At 33.8% G+C, this 17,726-nt stretch carries 18 protein-coding genes; 10 read left to right on the top strand and 8 right to left on the bottom strand.

What is annotated here, in order from left to right; translation table 11 throughout:
- Positions 1-56 precede the first annotated feature (56 nt).
- Together H277_RS0111580 and H277_RS0111575 are read right to left on the bottom strand one after the other, a co-directional pair.
- A complete protein-coding gene (locus H277_RS0111580) occupies positions 57-854 on the bottom strand; it encodes a DNA alkylation repair protein (protein WP_019975758.1) in 798 nt (265 codons plus the stop codon).
- A complete protein-coding gene (locus tag H277_RS0111575) occupies positions 855-1,487 on the bottom strand; it encodes a peroxiredoxin-like family protein (protein WP_019975757.1) in 633 nt (210 codons plus the stop codon).
- 140 nt (positions 1,488-1,627) lie between these two features.
- On the opposite strand from H277_RS0111575, the gene H277_RS0111570 reads away from it, so the two are divergent.
- The 3 genes from H277_RS0111570 (at position 1,628) to H277_RS19000 (ending at position 4,128) form a co-directional block, all read left to right on the top strand.
- Positions 1,628-1,969: a winged helix-turn-helix transcriptional regulator gene (locus H277_RS0111570; protein ID WP_019975756.1), complete on the top strand. Its 342-nt coding sequence runs from the start codon at positions 1,628-1,630 to the stop codon at positions 1,967-1,969.
- A gap of 10 nt (positions 1,970-1,979) precedes the next feature.
- Positions 1,980-2,864, top strand: coding sequence for a hypothetical protein (locus tag H277_RS0111565; protein ID WP_146810425.1), 885 nt, complete (start codon positions 1,980-1,982; stop codon positions 2,862-2,864).
- A gap of 172 nt (positions 2,865-3,036) precedes the next feature.
- Positions 3,037-4,128, top strand: coding sequence for a hypothetical protein (locus H277_RS19000; RefSeq protein ID WP_019975754.1), 1,092 nt, complete (start codon positions 3,037-3,039; stop codon positions 4,126-4,128).
- Positions 4,129-4,257: 129 nt separating this feature from the next.
- Here H277_RS19000 and H277_RS0111555 read toward each other — a convergent pair whose 3' ends face one another.
- On the bottom strand, positions 4,258-5,148 hold the full coding sequence (locus H277_RS0111555) for an alpha/beta hydrolase (RefSeq protein WP_019975753.1): 891 nt from the start codon (positions 5,146-5,148) through the stop codon (positions 4,258-4,260).
- Between the two features lie 358 nt (positions 5,149-5,506).
- Positions 5,507-6,064 (bottom strand): hypothetical protein, encoded by a 558-nt coding sequence (locus H277_RS0111550; RefSeq protein ID WP_019975752.1) that lies wholly within the window; start codon positions 6,062-6,064, stop codon positions 5,507-5,509.
- 370 nt (positions 6,065-6,434) lie between these two features.
- Between H277_RS0111550 and typA the strand changes: the two genes are divergently transcribed.
- The gene (typA, locus tag H277_RS0111545; protein ID WP_019975751.1) at positions 6,435-8,237 is read left to right on the top strand and encodes a translational GTPase TypA; all 1,803 of its coding nucleotides are present in this window, start codon (positions 6,435-6,437) and stop codon (positions 8,235-8,237) included.
- Between the two features lie 55 nt (positions 8,238-8,292).
- Here typA and H277_RS18995 read toward each other — a convergent pair whose 3' ends face one another.
- From H277_RS18995 to H277_RS0111530, 3 genes are all read right to left on the bottom strand, one after another.
- A complete protein-coding gene (locus H277_RS18995; protein WP_019975750.1) occupies positions 8,293-8,607 on the bottom strand; it encodes a hypothetical protein in 315 nt (104 codons plus the stop codon).
- 2 nt (positions 8,608-8,609) lie between these two features.
- Positions 8,610-10,892, bottom strand: a complete 2,283-nt coding sequence (locus H277_RS0111535) for a choice-of-anchor L domain-containing protein (protein WP_019975749.1) — start codon at positions 10,890-10,892, stop codon at positions 8,610-8,612.
- A 93-nt stretch (positions 10,893-10,985) separates the two neighbouring features.
- Complete coding sequence (locus tag H277_RS0111530; RefSeq protein ID WP_019975748.1) at positions 10,986-11,384, bottom strand: SRPBCC family protein; 399 nt, start codon at positions 11,382-11,384, stop codon at positions 10,986-10,988.
- A 41-nt stretch (positions 11,385-11,425) separates the two neighbouring features.
- Here H277_RS0111530 and H277_RS0111525 point away from each other — a divergent pair, with 41 nt between their 5' ends.
- The 4 genes from H277_RS0111525 (at position 11,426) to H277_RS0111510 (ending at position 13,713) form a co-directional block, all read left to right on the top strand.
- Positions 11,426-12,022: an NUDIX hydrolase gene (locus H277_RS0111525; protein WP_019975747.1), complete on the top strand. Its 597-nt coding sequence runs from the start codon at positions 11,426-11,428 to the stop codon at positions 12,020-12,022.
- Between the two features lie 10 nt (positions 12,023-12,032).
- Complete coding sequence (locus tag H277_RS0111520) at positions 12,033-12,599, top strand: DUF4920 domain-containing protein (RefSeq protein ID WP_019975746.1); 567 nt, start codon at positions 12,033-12,035, stop codon at positions 12,597-12,599.
- Between the two features lie 81 nt (positions 12,600-12,680).
- Positions 12,681-13,109, top strand: coding sequence for a hypothetical protein (locus H277_RS0111515; RefSeq protein ID WP_019975745.1), 429 nt, complete (start codon positions 12,681-12,683; stop codon positions 13,107-13,109).
- A 214-nt stretch (positions 13,110-13,323) separates the two neighbouring features.
- The gene (locus tag H277_RS0111510; protein ID WP_019975744.1) at positions 13,324-13,713 is read left to right on the top strand and encodes a hypothetical protein; all 390 of its coding nucleotides are present in this window, start codon (positions 13,324-13,326) and stop codon (positions 13,711-13,713) included.
- Positions 13,714-13,777: 64 nt separating this feature from the next.
- Here H277_RS0111510 and H277_RS0111505 read toward each other — a convergent pair whose 3' ends face one another.
- On the bottom strand, positions 13,778-15,004 hold the full coding sequence (locus tag H277_RS0111505) for an exo-beta-N-acetylmuramidase NamZ family protein (RefSeq protein WP_185093391.1): 1,227 nt from the start codon (positions 15,002-15,004) through the stop codon (positions 13,778-13,780).
- A 76-nt stretch (positions 15,005-15,080) separates the two neighbouring features.
- Between H277_RS0111505 and H277_RS0111500 the strand changes: the two genes are divergently transcribed.
- Both H277_RS0111500 and H277_RS0111495 read left to right on the top strand, forming a co-directional pair.
- Positions 15,081-16,310 (top strand): ABC transporter permease, encoded by a 1,230-nt coding sequence (locus tag H277_RS0111500; protein WP_019975742.1) that lies wholly within the window; start codon positions 15,081-15,083, stop codon positions 16,308-16,310.
- Between the two features lie 33 nt (positions 16,311-16,343).
- Complete coding sequence (locus H277_RS0111495) at positions 16,344-17,705, top strand: pyridoxal-phosphate dependent enzyme (RefSeq protein WP_019975741.1); 1,362 nt, start codon at positions 16,344-16,346, stop codon at positions 17,703-17,705.
- The last annotated feature ends 21 nt before the right edge of the window (positions 17,706-17,726 follow it).

The following is a 17,726-nucleotide window of genomic DNA, read 5'->3' as shown; positions in this document are numbered from 1 at the left end:
GAAATATACCGTAATAAAATTTTTAAATCTATAAAAAAGTGACTTTTTCTAAAAGATTATTTGTTGAGTGTCCTCAATGCTCTTTTTAGACTGTATGCAGTTTCTTTGGTATGACTTTCCGTCTCCCAACGTTTGCAAAGCTCAATGACAAAGTCAGGCCGTGTTTTGCTTGCGTCATTTAGCCAATTACCAAGGCTGTCCTGGACATATTTAGCCTTGTCCGATTTTAAAGGTTCTAAAATGGATAAAGCCAATTCGGGATTTTGTTTCAACTCTTCAATATGTTCGCACCAAACACCACGAGGTCTGGTTGATTCAGTTGCGAATCTTCTGATATTTTCATCTTCGTTTGCAGTCCATCCGGAAAGGATTTCGATACTTTCTGTAAGATTTTGTTTAATTTTTGATCGTACAGCCATCCAACAGATTTCTCTTACACCAAAATGATTATCTGCCGAAAAAGGCTGAATTTGGTTCAAGGTTTCTGATACATTCAGATCATTATTTTTTCCGATGATATAAGTAGCCCAACAACGAATAAGATCAGCTTTGTGATGAGACATGATGGCTAAAAAATTGTTGTCATTATTTGCTGATGTTAATTCAAAGAGTCCGGTTCCGATAGCTTCGTTTATAGTGTTAACCGTTTGTTTCTTTAATTGGTCTATTTTGGTTAACACAGGTGTTAAATAATCGATGCGATTAGTTTGGATCAGCAAACTTTCAAGTAAAACTCTTTGATCTACTGCCAGCCATTCTACAAGATTTGCTGTTTCAATCTGTCCTGTATTCAATTGCGTTAAAATAGTAGACGGAATATCTTTGACGGAACGTGCCCCTTTTCTTTTTGTCATTTATATGTGCTTTATGAGTTCGTTAATATTGATGCGCTCCATATAATTCGCATTGACAAATTTATACATAATTGTTCCGTTTTTATCTAAAAGATAAACAGCAGGAATAGGTAAACTATGGTTTTGGATCTGGTTAATTTGGGGTAAATCAATTCCTAGATTTTCGTAATAAGGAATAACGAAGTCTTGTAACTTAAAGTCAATTCCAACTTTTTGAGCCAGCTGATTATTTTTATCTGTTAAAATCTCAAATGATGTATTGTGCTGCATATGCCATTCAAGATTTGCCTTTTCTGTTTGCGGTGTAACCACAATGAGTTTTGTATTTTTGAATTTGTCAATTTCATTTTGCAATGCTTTTATTTCTAAATTACAATACGGGCACCAACTTCCTCTTAAAAATGCAATGATGAGTTTTTTGTTATGCAGTAAATTCTGTAATGAAACAGCTTGATGATTAAAGTTGTGAAGATCAAAATCAGGGAATTTTTCTCCGATAGTCAAACTTCTGTTTTCAATTTGTTTTTCTTTTAATTCCTGAATTGATTGTTGAAACGCCGTTAAGCTTTCTAAAGGAATTTGTGAAATTAATTCTTCGTTCAATTTTGCGATTTGTTGTGCTAAATGATCCATCTTATTTGTTTAATTTTATACAAAGATTTATAAGTGTTTTGAGGTAGGCAATACGGCATATTTTAATCTCTATGCAATAAAAAAGTCACTTTTATTGTATGAGCCATTTTGCGAAGGAAAAAATAAAATAAAAAAGACAGATGAAAACAAAACAAGCAGCAATAGAACAAAAAGTTTGTCCATTGGAATTTGCGGTAAATGCCATTAGTGGTAAATGGAAAATTCCTATTGTTTGGCAAATAAACGAAGGTAAAAAACGTCCAAGCGAATTTTTGAAAGGAATTGGAAAAGTAGATCGACGGGTATTGAATCAGCAACTGAAAGAAATGGAACAAAGTGGGATTTTATCAAAAGTTTCGTTTCCAGAATTGCCACCGCGTGTTGAATATTCGTTAACACCTCTTGGAAAAGAATTGGTGAAGGTTTTATGGCAGTTAAATAGTTGGGGTGAACTTTTCTTGAAAGAGAATAACGACTCATAAGATGCTCCGATTGTACTTAATTTTCAGCCTCTTTCTCTGCTCTGTAATTTACGGACAGATTCCGCCTGAAAGAAGTTTGCCTTTTCCTTCCAATGAGTTTGTTGTCTATACTACCTTCAAAGACTCATTGAACAACACCTTGTATCAGATCGGGAGACATGAACCTAAAAACTACAAATTTGAATTAAGCAATACAGGAAAATGGAAAAAGACAAAAATAAAAGCAGATGAAAATCTTTATCACGTGTATGCACCTATTTATCTCAAAACACAAAAAAAGAAACAGGAACGTTTTTATTTGCTGGATGATTATTATGACGTAGATTTTTACAGATTCAAAAAATGGACACCGGAAAAACTACTTTTTATAACAGCCCGGTATCATTTTCATATTTTTGATCAGGAACAACAAATACTGTCCCCAAAAACGATCCCGGGTAGTAATCAATACGAAGGTGAAGACGCCATTAGTGGTTTGTATGATGCGCTGACATTATTTAACAACCAGCAGTTTCTTTTGGGGAATGTACAAGGGTTCGGCGTGTTTTGTTTTGATATATCCAATCCTGTTCAGCCACAAGAATTACAGCAATACGGAATAAAAGAAGCTAATGAAGGGCAGTACTATGCCTTTTTCTACCCAAACAATCAAAACCTGTTTGATGTAATTATTGCTCAAAGTGATAGCAATTCCGAAAACCCAAATATCAGAGCCTTATACACACAACTGAAAACAGTAAGATACGCGGTTAAAAATTGTGGAATTGAGATTTCCTCTTCAGGAAAACCGCTTGTCCGTCAAGAAGAACAGTACCTTATTTTTAAGGCAGATAACAGTTTATATTGTATTGATTTGCGGACAGGAACCATTTCTAAAGAGATAATTTTACAATAACATTTCCCACTTATTTTTTAGCTACTCTTGTTTGTTGTCAGTTTTATAAAACCGGTACAAAGCAGCCTGTCCGCGTAAGCGGCATATTCTGAGTTATTTACTAATTTCATACCTTTGGTTACAGGTAACAAACACGTGATGTTTTACCTGCAACCAAATTGAATTTCAAAACATGAACAAATACAGCCTACTATTACTGCTGGCGTTATTAAGCCCGGCTTTAAAAGCACAAACAGATAAATACTACGGGATACCGTTACCTGAATTTGCTGAGAAGGCCAAATTGTATTTTGATGCGCTAAAGAAGCAAGATTACCCATTTCTTGTTCCCTACTGTGAAAACGGAAAATGGGGTTATTTGCACAAAACATCTTTAAAAAGAATAACGCCGGCTTTTGCAGGCTATCTTAGCTTATACAAAGAAAATGGCTACTTGGGAAGTGTGAGAGACAGTGCCACATCTCAAGAATACCTATTCTATTTGAACGAGGAAGGTAAAATAAAGTTCCAGGTTTCGGTGGTAGCCTTTGCAGAAGCAATGCCGCCGCCCGTTTATTCACGTTCGTTCCCGCAAGAGATAGTGAAAAAATCGTCTAAAAAAGGATACAAGGGGTTTGAATATGCAGAAGCGGCAGGTTATATAAACATCACAGCCTATTCAGATCTTTACGCTTCTTCTAATTCTAAGACACCACTTTTAATACCCCTAAAAATCAATGGTAAGGTATATGCTGTTGCGGGGAAAAAAACAAAAGATCCATACATAACGTATTATGGCATTATTGACCCCAGAGGCAAAGCATTGAAAGGATTTAACTTCATTCACCAGCAGATTCGTCCGGTTACCGGAATGAGAGATACTGAAAACGTATGGTTTGTAGTTCGGGATATTGCAGATAAACAGGAGCGGTACAGTTATGTAAATCACAAAGGTAAATACCTGATGAAAAATGAATTAACCCAGTATATATTCAATGCTTACGAGTCTTCACAAAAATATTTTCCTTATTATGAGCCTAAAAATACTGTTTTTGATTATGTGGTTTCTGACAATGCAGTATTCGATCTTTATGAAATGAAAAAAATGAATATTGTTCCCGCAGGATACCGTGCCATGTCAATTGACTATGCAACCATGGGGGGTGTGAAAACTGAGTCGGTTTCTGAACAACGTAAAAAGGCTCATATTTATCTGTGGATCAGTAAAGATCAGGATTCTTTTTATATAGATTTTGACGGTAAGAAATACCGGCCTTCAGAATAAAACCATCATTTTGCTCTGAAGAAACCGCGTAATGCTGAATTTTATCTTTATGCTGTTTGTAAAAAAGAATATGCCGTCCGCTCTAATCCGGCTTCAATAAATCAGGGGGCATAGGCATGTAGGTGTTTTTTATTGCTTTATGAGGGCTATCATGCTTTTCAAGGCCTGTTTTGCTTCTTTCATAACAGGCAATAACGGCCAGATGTGAGGCATATCTTTTCCGAAAACCACCTTATACCTGATGTTTGCTTTCTGCAGTTTTTTTGCGAAGAGTTGCTGGTCAGGGTAAGTAATATCGTTTTCAGCCAGAAAAAGAATGGTTTCAGGAAACATTTCAACACTTCCCTCAATTGGCGATAATAATGGGTCGGAAAGGTTTTGATTTTCAGCGCACATGAGCTTGGCACTTAACACCCCCTTTTTAGACAATATAGGATCTTTTTTATCTATAAGGGCAATTTCGGGGTTTTTGAGTGCTGCATCAATCACCGGAGAAATCAAAAGCAGTTTAGCCGGCAGCTCTTTGTTTTTTTTAACCAGTTGCTGCACCAGCGTAATGAGTAATGTAGCACCTGCCGAATCTCCTACGCATAATATATCATCTGACCTGAACTTTTCCAGTGCCTTGCTGTAAACAGCGTCAATATTACGTGCTATTTCAGAAATTTTATGCTCGGGTGCTTTAGGGTAATCACACATCCAAACGGTATACCCTGTTTTACCTGCTATCTGTTTAACCGTATCCCAATGGTGTTTTACAGGGCCGTATACAAAAGCTCCGCCGTGAACGAACAGAATCAGTTTGGCTGAATTCTTCCCGGAACATAGTTCTGTAACCATTGTTTTTTGCACCGTAAAAGTACTGCTATCAGGGTGTGCTCTAAAAAATCTACTTCCTGGAAAATGAATATCTTCTTTCCGTAATTTTAGGTAGTCAATCGGGTCTTTACTAAACGTCTTTTTTACTCCCTTCAGCCTGATTACAAATAAGGTAAGATAGTAGGATAAACTTTTTTTCATGATAAGGCATTTATACGTAATTTAACGTAAATAATCCGGAAAAAAAAGCGGATTGGGCGTCTGTTTTAAAAAGCAATTTTTTTAGACATGACAAAAAAGAACAAATACCTAAAAAAGCACGAAATCAGGTTAAAATTATATATCACTGTTCCGGAAGAGATTGCTCTGAACAGAAAAAGAAATAACAAGTGTACCACCTGCCGGACTTTTCAGAGTAAAAGATGGAGGTGTTGTTTCCGGGTTAAAATACTTTATTAGGTCCTGTCCGGTTAATATAACGGGAGATTTTTAATGAGCGAATTAACAAATGTATATTGCACAGCTAAATAATAAAGGGTATAACATTATCGTTTTATACTTATTCCCAAATAACATTTAAATCCCTAAATTCTAACCGTGATTTAGTCGAATCAAAAGGATTTCTTTCAGGCTCATTGCGTGAGTTAAATCGAAATAATTTAATCAATTTGGGTTCTTCAATGATATCTTTAAAAGTTATTTTAATATTCAGAGGAACGTCAACAGAAAGTTTAAGGTATGGATAAGAGGAATTATTGAAATCGATTTGATATTCATTTCCTAATAAATCGACAAGGGAAAAATCTTCAAGAGAGGATGTTTTGTTTTCATCTTTCACCTCGATAAAGAAATGAATAGAGATGGTTTTTTCTGATCTATTTCCCATAACTCTGGTTATTCTATATTCATCGCCATCTTCTTTTTGTTGAATAACAGGAGTATTAATTTCTAAAACTTTCTTAAAATATAAATTCTGAACTTTTACTGAAGTAATTTCGGATTTTAATTCGGTGATATCATTCTTTATTTTTTCAATTTCATTTTTTAATTCGTTGTTATTTTGAGAGTACCCAATTATTGAGAACAAAAGGATGAATGATTGTAACATTTTTTTCATGATTATCTGATTGATTATAGTTTATAGGTATTTATGCTTAAGTGAAAGTGTTTTTTATTTGTACTAATTTAGTTTATTGTTTTTATAAAACAATGCTTTGCATCAACAAATATCTCTTGAAAAACTTATTCTGTTTTTAATTTATATAATCGTACAGCCATCCTTTAATTTTGTAAGATAGAATCGCAGGTATAATTAATCAGATAGAATTACTTTTTATTAATCAATCTGCAAATAAATCAGCGTTTTACTAAAAAGTATTCATTCATATTAAATTTTTCTAAATTAATTCTTGCTTAATTTAAATAAAATCAAAAGTATAGTAATAAAAAATAAATTTGTCGTAAATTTGCACCCATAATTTTCAAGGATGCAAAACATTAGAAATATTGCGATTATCGCACACGTTGACCACGGTAAAACTACATTGGTTGACAAAATTCTTCACTCAACTAACGTTTTTAGAGAAAACCAAGAGTCAGGTGAGTTAATCATGGATAACAATGATATTGAGCGTGAAAGAGGGATTACAATCTTCTCTAAAAATGCTTCAGTTGAATACAAAGGTGTAAAAATCAATGTTATTGATACTCCTGGTCACGCGGATTTCGGTGGAGAAGTTGAGCGTGTATTGAAAATGGCTGATGGGGTTATCTTATTAGTAGACGCTTTTGAAGGTCCAATGCCTCAGACTCGTTTCGTGTTGCAGAAAGCATTAGAATTAGGGTTGAAACCATTGGTTGTAATTAACAAGGTTGATAAAGAAAACTGTCGTCCTGATGAGGTTTATGACAAAGTATTTGAATTATTCTTTAACCTGGATGCAACAGAAGAGCAATTAGATTTCCCTGCATTCTACGGTTCTTCTAAACAAGGATGGTTTAATACTGAGAATGTACGTGTAGAAGATATTACACCTTTAATGGATGGAATTTTAGAACATGTTCCTGCTCCTGAAGCTTATGAAGGGTCATTGCAAATGCAGATTACATCTTTAGATTATTCTAAATTCTTAGGACGTATTGCTGTAGGAAAAGTGACACGCGGTGTAGTTAAAGAGGGTGATTGGATCGCTTTAACAAAACCTGACGGAACATTCAAAAAACATAAAATCAAAGAATTATATACGTTTGCCGGTTTAGGAAAAGTAAAAGCAACTGAAGTAAAAGCTGGTGATATTTGTGCGGTTGTCGGGATTGATGGTTTCCAGATTGGAGATACAATTGCAGATCCTGAAAATCCGGAAGCATTACCGGTAATGCATATCGATGAGCCTACGATGAACATGTCTTTCGGGATTAATAATTCGCCTTTCTTTGGGAAAGATGGTAAATTTGTTACTTCTCGTCACTTGGTAGAACGTTTAGAAGATGAGTTAGAACGTAACTTAGCTTTACGTGTTGAACCAACAGCGGATTCTAATACACAACTTGTATACGGACGTGGTATTATGCACTTATCTGTTTTGATAGAGACAATGCGCCGCGAAGGTTACGAGTTGACAGTAGGACAGCCTCAAGTAATCTTTAAAGATATTGATGGTGTAAAATGTGAACCATACGAAACATTAGTTATTGATGTTCCGGATGACTATTCTTCAAAAGCGATCGATTTAGTTACCCAACGTAAAGGTGATTTATTGGTAATGGAAGCAAAAGAAGGAATTCAACACTTAGAATTCGAAATTCCATCTCGCGGATTAATCGGATTACGTTCTCAAATGTTAACGTCTACTGCAGGTGAAGCTGTAATGGCACACACATTCTCTGAATACAAACCATTCAAAGGTGCTATCGCAGGACGCTCAGCAGGTGTAATTATTTCTAAGGATCAAGGTGTTTCTACTCCTTATTCTATTGATAAATTACAAGATCGCGGTAAATTCTTTATCGCTCCGGGAGAAGATGTTTATGAAGGAATGATTATTGGTGAACATTCACGTAACAATGACTTGGTTGTAAATGTTGTTGAGGCAAAAAAGTTGAACAATATTCGTGCAGCCGGTAAAGATGATTCTACAGCAATTGCTCCGAAAACTGAAATGACTTTGGAAGAATGTATGGAATATATCCAAGCTGATGAATGTATCGAAGTAACACCAAACTTTATCCGTTTACGTAAAATTCACTTAAAAGAAGTTGATCGTAAACGTTTTGAAAAATCAATGGGATAATTTGATATTGATATAAAACGAAGGAAGGAACATCATATGATGTTCCTTTTTTTATTTATTGGATAATAGTCTTTAATTGAAGAACGGCAAAATTTAGTTCATTTCGAGAAGCTCCATATTCCAGGATTTCGTGTTTAGTTGAAAATGTAGAAATATTGAACCCCTCTTCAATATCATTGTACCAAATAATATAATGCTGATATTGGGCTACAACCCAGAAATTTTCTTCAATAACGTCTGAGCATTTCCAAACTTCCGGAGAGAGTTTAATTTTTTTCCAAAATAAAAGAAGTTCTTCTTCCATGTTTTGTTCACCCAAATGGATTTCCATCATCAACTCTTTTTTTTGAAAACTGATCCAATCATTCATTCTTAATTATTTTTTAGTAAAATAGATTCAGTAATGGTTACTTTCTTCGTAGTATGAGGTTCTGTCCATTCAATTTTGTACCAATAACTTCCTGTCGGAAGCTTGATTTCATTATATTTTCCGTTCCAGATAAAATTATTAGCTTCTGAGCCTGAGAAAATAATTTTTCCAAAACGATCAAATATCAAAACGGATGGATTTGTTTTATTTTTTAATTCAGATAAATCGAAGACATCATTTATCCCATCTCCGTTTGGCGAAATAAAATTAGTGACTTTAATTAATGAGAAATTCATTGAGATTGGGGTGCAACCGCCGGATTGTACATAAACGGTATGATTCCCTAACATAACATTCGTAAATACATTAGAGTTTTGATATGGTCCGCCATCTAAAGAGTATTGATAAGGAGGAGTTCCTCCGCTTACATTTATCGTAACAGTAGAAGCTTGAATATCGATAGACGTAATAATGGGGTCTTCAAATTCTAAAACATTCACTTCTTGAACATAAATACAACCGTTAAAACCTAATTCTACTTGGTAAGTTCCTGCCGTCACATTTGTAATAGAAGAAGACGTTGATCCATTGTGTAACCAACGATAAGAGTCAAATCCTGGTCCTGCATCTAAAGTAGTTGTAGTACCTTTGCAAATGGTTTGATTAACTAAGACGGAAGATGACTTTGGTTGTTTAAAAATAAACTGAACCGGTGTCACATTTTCACATAAACCTGTTTGTTTAAATCTCATCCAAAATGTTTGGTCTGAACGAAGAATTTGAGTAAAACTGATTGCATTTTTTCTACTTTTAGCATCAACTTCTGTCAAATAAAATGTAGGAATTCCTTCCGGGTTTGTGACTAAACTATTGATATAGTCTGACAGATTGATTTCTTGACTATTACTTAAATCTGAATCACAAATTTCTATGGGTGAAGTAGGATTGGCCTGACTCAAATTATTAAGTGCAAAAGTGATTGGTTTAATTACAGGGGTACAACTTCCAATTTGAACCCGTATGTATACTGTTTTAGAATTTTGAGTTTGATTAAGAGTAAAACTTGAAATACCAATTGTTAAATTATCTTTTGCTTCCTGCTCTGTTTCAAAATATTTAACTTGATGAGCTGCGTAATAATCTTCTACAATTCTGTCAGTATAATCTTGTAAATTGACCTGAACATTTCCATCCAAATCATCGTCACAAATAGAAAAATTATTTTGTGAAATCACCGGTTCCTCCTGCAAAGAAACATGCATAAATCCTTTAAGCATGCAGCCACTGTTCTGTGTAATTTCGACTTCGTAATAACCAGGGTTACTAACGACTAATTTTGCGTTCGTTTCTCCAATAATTTCTTCTCCGTCTTTGTACCATTTATACGTAGAGTCTGGTGTTGTCGCATCTATAACGTCTGATGTTCCCGGGCAAAGAGAAATAGCCGGACCTAGACTTTTGGTACCTGTAAAACTTCCTGCTTTTAAAAAAACTCCTGAATCATACATTCCATTTCCTTGATCTGCAATAACAATTTTAAGATGATATTTCACTCCGGTTTTTATGCCGGTTTGTGCGGTCATTATTTTGGTTTGACCATTGAAACTAATCGGAGCATATACTGGATTAAATTGATCAAAGTATCGGGGATTAACTGCTGTACATTTTCCTCCGTTTCCGTAAACTGTATTGACAGAAACCGGTGTATTTGTACCGGGAATTACAGCTAAATTTGTATAAGATTCTGAACTTCCTGTTTCTTTTATTAAAAAGGCAAAACCATCTGTATAGCCACAGTTGCCTGCGTCATTTCTTTTCAAATATTGTTCTGATGCAAATAGATAATTAAAACTAATTTGATTGGTTTGGTGAGAAATAAAATCAAATTCTAAAACTGTAGCATTTGTTGTTCTTGAAATACCTAAAGCTTTTTCTAAATCAAGATCTCCTTTCCAATTACTGTCATCTGCGCTATTAATACCGTTATTCGGACCCGGTGCATCATTTAGTTTACCTGTTGATAATAAAATACCTTTAGATAAAGGAAAAGAACTGGAGCTTTTGTCAAAAAAACCATAACTTTTGTCTCCGTCACCAAAATTCCAACCTGTAATTTTAATTGAATTCTCATCAATATCTATGCAGCTTGTTCCCACAAAAATATCCTTAACTAATTCTTTTGGAGTATAGGAAGTGTCAACGTTGATATATTGGCCGAACAGGCTGCCATTCAGTATTAAAAAGAAGGTGAATAAGAGTGTTATTTTAGCGTAAAAATGCGTCATTTTTAAAATAATTAAGGACAAAAAAACTGCTAAATTACTTTAGAAATAAAGCCTATTTAACAGTTTAGAAATCGTATTTTTAGAAAATAGGGATTAACCTATTTTACCTAAATTTTCTGCAATCGTTTCGATGAAAGATGTTAATGGTTTCTTCGCCATCATCTCGATCATCATATTGAAATTCCCATCAAAATCTAATGTGACATCAGATGAATTGTCATCAACAGCATCAATTGAAATGCTTAATGTATATTCAAAAGCAGGGGCTGGAGATTCGAAAATTATTTTCGAGGGTTCAATGGTTTCTTTCAAACGCATTCCTACTTTTGGTAAAGCACCAACTCCAACAGTAAATCCTTTTCCGGACTCATGAATCTCAAATGATTTTGTATCTTCAGGCATCAATTGCTCATAATTCTTCATATCCAATAGAAAAGTATAAGCATCTTGTTGGCTTTTTGCAAAATGGACTTTATTTGTATTTACCTTCATATCCTTGTGAGTTTTTTATAAATTTGTAACAAATCGTTCAAATGTACAAAGTTTTTTTTAATGAAAGTTTGTTAACTTTCAGTAATCAACCTAATCCCGAAGCAAAAAATGTTTTGTTTCAAAATGAAGCCCAATTCGATGAATCGTTTCATTTATTATCTACAAAAACTGTAACTTTAGTTAATATTTTTAGTGAAGATATTGAAGCTGTTTGGACGAAATTTTTAAAATATTACAAGCATATACAAGCTGCGGGTGGTATTGTTCGTAATCCGCAAGATGATTACTTATTTATTTTCAGACTTGGAAAATGGGATTTGCCTAAAGGTAAAATGGAGAAAGGAGAATCGAAAGAAGAATCAGCAATTCGCGAAATAGAAGAAGAATGCAGTCTAACAAATTTGGAATTAAAACGATTTTTAATGCCAACTTTCCATATCTATTTTATGAAAGAATATATTATAAAGGAAACGTTTTGGTTCGAAGTCTTTTACGATGGGATTGAATTACCTTTACCACAGACAGAAGAAGGAATAGAAACGGTTGAATGGAAAAAAGAAAGTGAAATTCCTCAGCTATTGCAAAATTCTTATCCAAACATTAAATTGTTATTGAATAATTATTTAAATTTGGAATAAATAAAATTAAATGAAAAAACATGTCCTAACTTTTTGTGCTTTAACAAGTTTCGCGCTAGTGACGAATGCACAAACGAAACAAGCTGATAAAACGAAGACCGAAAAAATATCGAAACCGCAGGCGAAAATTTTAGATAACGGAACAGCAAAGATTGACAATTTACAGACGTATCAATTATACGGAGAGTCTTTTGATGTGAAGAATACTTTGACAAAAAATGAGCTTGGAAAACTGTACGATAACATGAAAAAAGGAAATTCATTGGAAAACGTACAATTTGTTTCAACAATTGAATCTGTTTGCAAAAAGAAAGGTTGTTGGATGAAAGTTGATTTAGGAAAAGGAGAAGAACAATCTTTTGTACGTTTCAAAGACTATGGTTTTTTTATGCCATTGGATGGAGAAAAAGCGAATGTAATTGTTCACGGAAAAGCCTTTGTAAGTGAAATTTCTGTTGAAAAATTACGTCACTACGCTGAAGATGCAGGAAAATCTAAAGAGGAAATTGCAAAAATAACACAACCCCAGCTACAATATAATTTTGAAGCAGATGGTGTTTATTTGAAAGCAAATTAAGATTTAAAATTGAGATAAAATAAAAAAACCTTTCTATATTAGAAGGGTTTTTTTTATAAACTTTAATTTCAAAAATATACGATGAATTTGTTTCAGACTAATCCGGATTACTATTTTTCATTGATAGGAAAAACAAAAGAGGACGAATTGTTTCAATTATTTCAAACTGAATTTGAATCCGAAGTTTCAGTCCAAAATATTCAACAAGGAAAAGTTATTTTGTATAAGAATAAAGGAATTGCAGTGAAAATTGTTGAAAACATATTTGTTTCAATCAAGTTTTTTCTTTCTCCAAATCCTGTCTGCAAGGTTTATGAAGGAAAGAATGTTTTTAATTTGAACAGAATCACAGATGAAACTCAAGTTCGAAAAGATGAACATTATCAACGAATAAAAAATGAAGATCCCAACCGTTTAACAAATAAATATATAAGAGCAAACTGCCTGTTTAGTTTTGATTCGATGACCGGTGAATTTTTAAGCATCGAAATTTTAAATAAATTGGAATAAAGTTTTCAGTTAAAAGTATATACTGAAAAATAATCAGTTTTCTTAATCGTGAAATTCTTTTAATCAAAATTATCAATAGAACCAATACTTAAAAAGCCGTAATTTTAGTTACAGTTTTATCATATTCGAACGCAATATTTGCATTAACCCTTCGTTAACTGTTCATTAACGGATGTAAACGGATGTTTTTCAGAAATTTATCAAAAAATAAATCATGAAAAAAATAATTTTAATTGGGACAGTTTTACTTGTATCATTAGCTTGTCAGGGACAAACAGCGAAGTCTTACACGAAATCTAAAACATCTGGAGCTACAACACATTCAAGTGTTTCGGTTAGTGTGAGTGATAGTAACGAAATCTACTCTTATTCTGCGATTTTTGATAAACCTTATACGAAAGATGCGGTGAAAGAAATAGAGAAAGTATTTGGTAAATCTAAAACAGAAGGGAAGAATTTTGTTTGGAGAGAAGGCGAAGATCTTGAAATAAAAGCACGGGAAGGAAAAATAACAATGGAGTTTGAAAAAGGTTCTACAGCTCTTTACGAAAAAGTAAAAAATTTAGGAGAAGCTATTTCTGCAATTGTTGGAGAAAAAGAATAGTATTTTATCCATATTAAAAATATCCTCTTATCTAATTTTAAGAGGATATTTTTTATTAATCTATTTAATCTTTATAAATCAGGTACTTTGCTCTTATTGTTTTGAAAGTTTCCAGTTCTTTTTGCCAAGTTGCTTTAATCTCTTCTTCTGATAAACCGGCTTCTATTTGCTTGCGTAATTCATCTGTTCCGGAAAGCTGATCAATCCAAAGTTTTTTTCCATTCATCGTCCAAAAAGGCTGCTTTGTATTGTTTTTATATGCGTTGATTAACCATTTCAAGTTAATTGCAGATTGGTAAGGAACTTCAGATAAATCTTCTCCAAAACACACTTGATCCTTAAATTTAGGATTACTCGCTCCAGGTTTTGAAATCGGAGTATATTGAAACGGCATATTTTTTAGAAATGGAGAGCCATAAACCTGAAATTGGATATCTGTTCCGCGCCCTTCATTGACATTTGTCCCTTCGAACAAGCAAGTACTCGGATATAAATTAATGGCATGTGCATTTGGCAAATTTGGCGACGGTTTTACAGGTAAGTTATATCTTGATTGATGGGTGTAATAAACCAATGGGATAACTTCTAAATCAGCTTTAATTCCATTTGCCAGCCAGCCTTCACCATTTATCATTTGCGCATATTCACCAATTGTCATACCGTACACAATCGGAACATTGTGCATGCCTACAAACGATTTGAATTCATTTTTCATCACCGGTCCATCTACATAATGCCCGTTGGGGTTCGGTCGATCCAATACAATCACTTTTTTCCCATTTTCTGCAGCAGCTTCCATGACATAGTGTAAGGTTGAAATATAAGTGTAAAAACGTGCTCCGACATCTTGCATATCGAAAACGAGAATGTCTACATCAGAGATCTGGTTTGCTTTTGGTTTTTTGTTATCTCCATAAAGTGAAATAATGGGTAATCCGGTTTTTGCATCAACACCGGATTTTACTTTTGCACCTGCGTCAGCATCACCGCGAAAACCATGTTCAGGAGAATAAAGTTTTACCACATTGAGGTTGTTTTTCAAGAATAAATCAACTGTATGCATTGTTATCCCGTTAACCGTAGCTATTCCTGTTTGATTAGAAATTAAACCAATTTTTTTTCCTTTTAATTTTGAAAGATAATTGGTTGTGTTTTCTGCTCCGACAATTATTTTAGATTGAATTTCATGTGTTTCAGATGTGTCATTTTGAGCTGAAAGGTTGATTGAAAACCCTAAAAAAATAACTGAACTAAGTAAACCAATTGATGTATATTTGACAAAGTTTTTCATTTCGTTTTGAATCATTTGAATTTAGGCGAAAAATAAAGCCTAAAGTTAGTTTTAATCTTAATAAAAAATATATAGTTTGAGTTTTTCTTGGTGGTTTTCAAAAAAAATTGCGCTTGGTAAAAATACGAAAAATAACTTATCGAGTATTATTATTCGCGTTGGTCAAATTGCAGTTGCATTAGGGCTGATTGTGTCTTTGGTGACAATTTCTACAGGGGTTGGAGCAAGAAAAGCAATCAAAGAAAAGTTAGCGGATTTTAATGGACACATTACCATTCGAAATTATAACAGCAATACATCCTTGAATTCGGATTCGCTGTCACTCCATCAAAAGTTTTACCCAAGGTTTAAAGAGATTCCGGAGATTGAACATGTACAGGCGATTGCAAATAAAAGTGGTGTTATTCGAACAAAAGAAAATTTTAGCGGGGTTGTTTTCAAAGGAGTAGGGACGGATTATGATTCAGTTCGTTTTGAAAAATTTATGGTAAAAGGACATTTTCCTCGTATTAATAAAGATTCGATTATGGATGAGGTTTTATTATCCAAAAAAATCGCAGACGAAATGAAATTGGATGTTGACAGCTCGTTTGTCATGTATTTTATACAGGAAGATGCAAAACCAATTTACCGCCGATTTACAATTTCAGGATTGTTTAAAACAGATATTAAAAACTTTGACGATCAAATCATGTTTGGTGATATCAAACATGTGCAACGGTTGAATCGATGGGATTCGACAACAGTTGGAGGTTTCGAATTATTTGTCAACGATGTGGAACATATCGATCCTGTAGCAAAACGTGTGCAAGAGAATATTCCATATAATTTATATGCAGAATCGGCTACTGCTTCTTTTGCACAGATTAATGATTGGATTTCAATTTTTGATAAAAATATCGTCATCATTGTCTTCATCATGCTCTTCGTGGTGATAATTAATATGGTGATGGTTTTGTTAATATTAATTTTAGAACGGACACATTCGATCGGAATCCTAAAAGCATTTGGTGCAACAAATTGGCGAATCCGAAAATTATTCATCAATTACGCATTATTTATCATGTTGCCGGGGTTAATTGCAGGAAATGCAATAGGATTAGGTTTGTTATTTGTCCAGAAATATTTCGGAATTATTAAGCTTCCGCCGGAAAATTATTATTTATCAACTGCTCCGGTTTATTTAGACTTTGGTACAATTGTTTTATTAAATGCAGGAGCTTTATTAGTTTGTGCAATTGTATTACTTTTGCCATCGTATATGATATCTAAAATTACACCGGCAAAAGCAATTAATTTTAGATAAAATTTAATCATTTAATTTAAAAGTTAGAAAAAAATGAAATACGCAAATAATATATTAGAAACGATAGGAAATACTCCTTTGGTTAAGATTAATCATATTACAAAGGATTTACCATGTACAGTTTTAGCAAAAGTTGAATATTTTAATCCAGGTCATTCATGTAAAGACCGTATGGCATTAAAAATGGTAGAAGATGCTGAAAAAGATGGTCGTTTGGTTCCTGGTGGTACAATTATCGAAGGCACTTCAGGAAATACCGGAATGGGATTGGCTTTAGCTGCGGTTATTAAAGGGTACAAATTAATTTGTGTCATTACTGACAAGCAATCGAAAGAGAAAATGGATATTTTGCGTGCTGTTGGTGCGAAAGTAGTGGTTTGCCCTACAGATGTTGAACCGGATGATCCTCGTTCTTATTATTCAGTTTCAAAACGTTTGGCAGAAGAGACTCCAAATGGATGGTACGTTAATCAGTATGATAATCCATCAAATACACAAGCAAATTATGAGCAAACAGGACCTGAAATTTGGGAACAAACAGAAGGAAAAGTAACTCATTTTGTAGTGGGAGTAGGAACAGGAGGAACGATTTCCGGTGTAGCCAAATATTTGAAAGAGAAAAATCCAAATGTGAAAATTTGGGGAGTAGATACGTATGGTTCAGTTTTTAAGAAATACAAAGAAACAGGTATTTTCGATGAGAACGAAGTATATTCTTACGTAACAGAAGGAATAGGGGAAGATATTTTACCAAAAAATGTAAATTTTGATTTAATTGACGGATTTACAAAGGTGACAGACAAGGATGCAGCAGTTTATACGCGACGTTTAGCTTTAGAAGAAGGTTTGTTTGTCGGAATGTCTTCTGGGTCTGCAATCAAAGGATTGTTGCAAATGAAAGATGAATTTGGCCCGGATGATGTTGTAGTTGTTTTGTTCCATGATTCTGGTTCTCGTTATGTTGGGAAAATTTTTAATGATGATTGGATGCGCGATAGAGGATATCTAGATGAAGAAATCAAAACAGCTGTAGATTTAATCAAAGAACATGTTGACAAACCTTTGGTAACAGTTCGTACAGAGGAATTAGCCGCTCATGCGATTGATCGTATGCGTCGTTTCAAAATTTCTCAGATTCCAGTGATGGACGTGACAGGAATTGTAGGGTCTTTGGATGAATCGGATTTATTCCAGGCATTTTTAGAAGATAGAAATGTCGCTGAGAAACCTGTTCATGAAATCATGGGTAAACCTTATCCAATCGTAAAAGCAGGAACTTCGATCGAAGAAGTCTCGAAGTTAATTACGAAAGATAATCAAGCCGTTTTAATAGAATTAGAAAACGGGAAATATCATATTATCACAAAATATGATATAATTAACTCGATTAAATAACAAAAATTCTATCTTTGAATC

This window comes from Empedobacter brevis NBRC 14943 = ATCC 43319 (genome assembly GCF_000382425.1).
GTDB lineage: Bacteria > Bacteroidota > Bacteroidia > Flavobacteriales > Weeksellaceae > Empedobacter > Empedobacter brevis.
This window is presented reverse-complemented; position numbering and strand designations above follow the sequence as displayed.

Excerpts from the sequence above, each read along its gene's own strand:
- H277_RS0111510 (WP_019975744.1), top strand. The coding sequence starts at position 13,324 with ATGAAAAAAATAATTTTAATTGGGACAGTTTTACTTGTATCATTAGCT.
- H277_RS0111575 (WP_019975757.1), bottom strand. The coding sequence starts at position 1,487 with ATGGATCATTTAGCACAACAAATCGCAAAATTGAACGAAGAATTAATT.
- H277_RS0111555 (WP_019975753.1), bottom strand. The coding sequence starts at position 5,148 with ATGAAAAAAAGTTTATCCTACTATCTTACCTTATTTGTAATCAGGCTG.
- H277_RS0111530 (WP_019975748.1), bottom strand. The coding sequence starts at position 11,384 with ATGAAGGTAAATACAAATAAAGTCCATTTTGCAAAAAGCCAACAAGAT.
- H277_RS0111505 (WP_185093391.1), bottom strand. The coding sequence starts at position 15,004 with ATGAAAAACTTTGTCAAATATACATCAATTGGTTTACTTAGTTCAGTT.
- H277_RS0111550 (WP_019975752.1), bottom strand. The coding sequence starts at position 6,064 with ATGAAAAAAATGTTACAATCATTCATCCTTTTGTTCTCAATAATTGGG.
- H277_RS0111525 (WP_019975747.1), top strand. The coding sequence starts at position 11,426 with ATGTACAAAGTTTTTTTTAATGAAAGTTTGTTAACTTTCAGTAATCAA.
- H277_RS18995 (WP_019975750.1), bottom strand. The coding sequence starts at position 8,607 with ATGAATGATTGGATCAGTTTTCAAAAAAAAGAGTTGATGATGGAAATC.
- H277_RS0111580 (WP_019975758.1), bottom strand. The coding sequence starts at position 854 with ATGACAAAAAGAAAAGGGGCACGTTCCGTCAAAGATATTCCGTCTACT.
- typA (WP_019975751.1), top strand. The coding sequence starts at position 6,435 with ATGCAAAACATTAGAAATATTGCGATTATCGCACACGTTGACCACGGT.
- H277_RS0111515 (WP_019975745.1), top strand. The coding sequence starts at position 12,681 with ATGAATTTGTTTCAGACTAATCCGGATTACTATTTTTCATTGATAGGA.
- H277_RS0111520 (WP_019975746.1), top strand. The coding sequence starts at position 12,033 with ATGAAAAAACATGTCCTAACTTTTTGTGCTTTAACAAGTTTCGCGCTA.
- H277_RS0111495 (WP_019975741.1), top strand. The coding sequence starts at position 16,344 with ATGAAATACGCAAATAATATATTAGAAACGATAGGAAATACTCCTTTG.
- H277_RS0111535 (WP_019975749.1), bottom strand. The coding sequence starts at position 10,892 with ATGACGCATTTTTACGCTAAAATAACACTCTTATTCACCTTCTTTTTA.
- H277_RS19000 (WP_019975754.1), top strand. The coding sequence starts at position 3,037 with ATGAACAAATACAGCCTACTATTACTGCTGGCGTTATTAAGCCCGGCT.
- H277_RS0111570 (WP_019975756.1), top strand. The coding sequence starts at position 1,628 with ATGAAAACAAAACAAGCAGCAATAGAACAAAAAGTTTGTCCATTGGAA.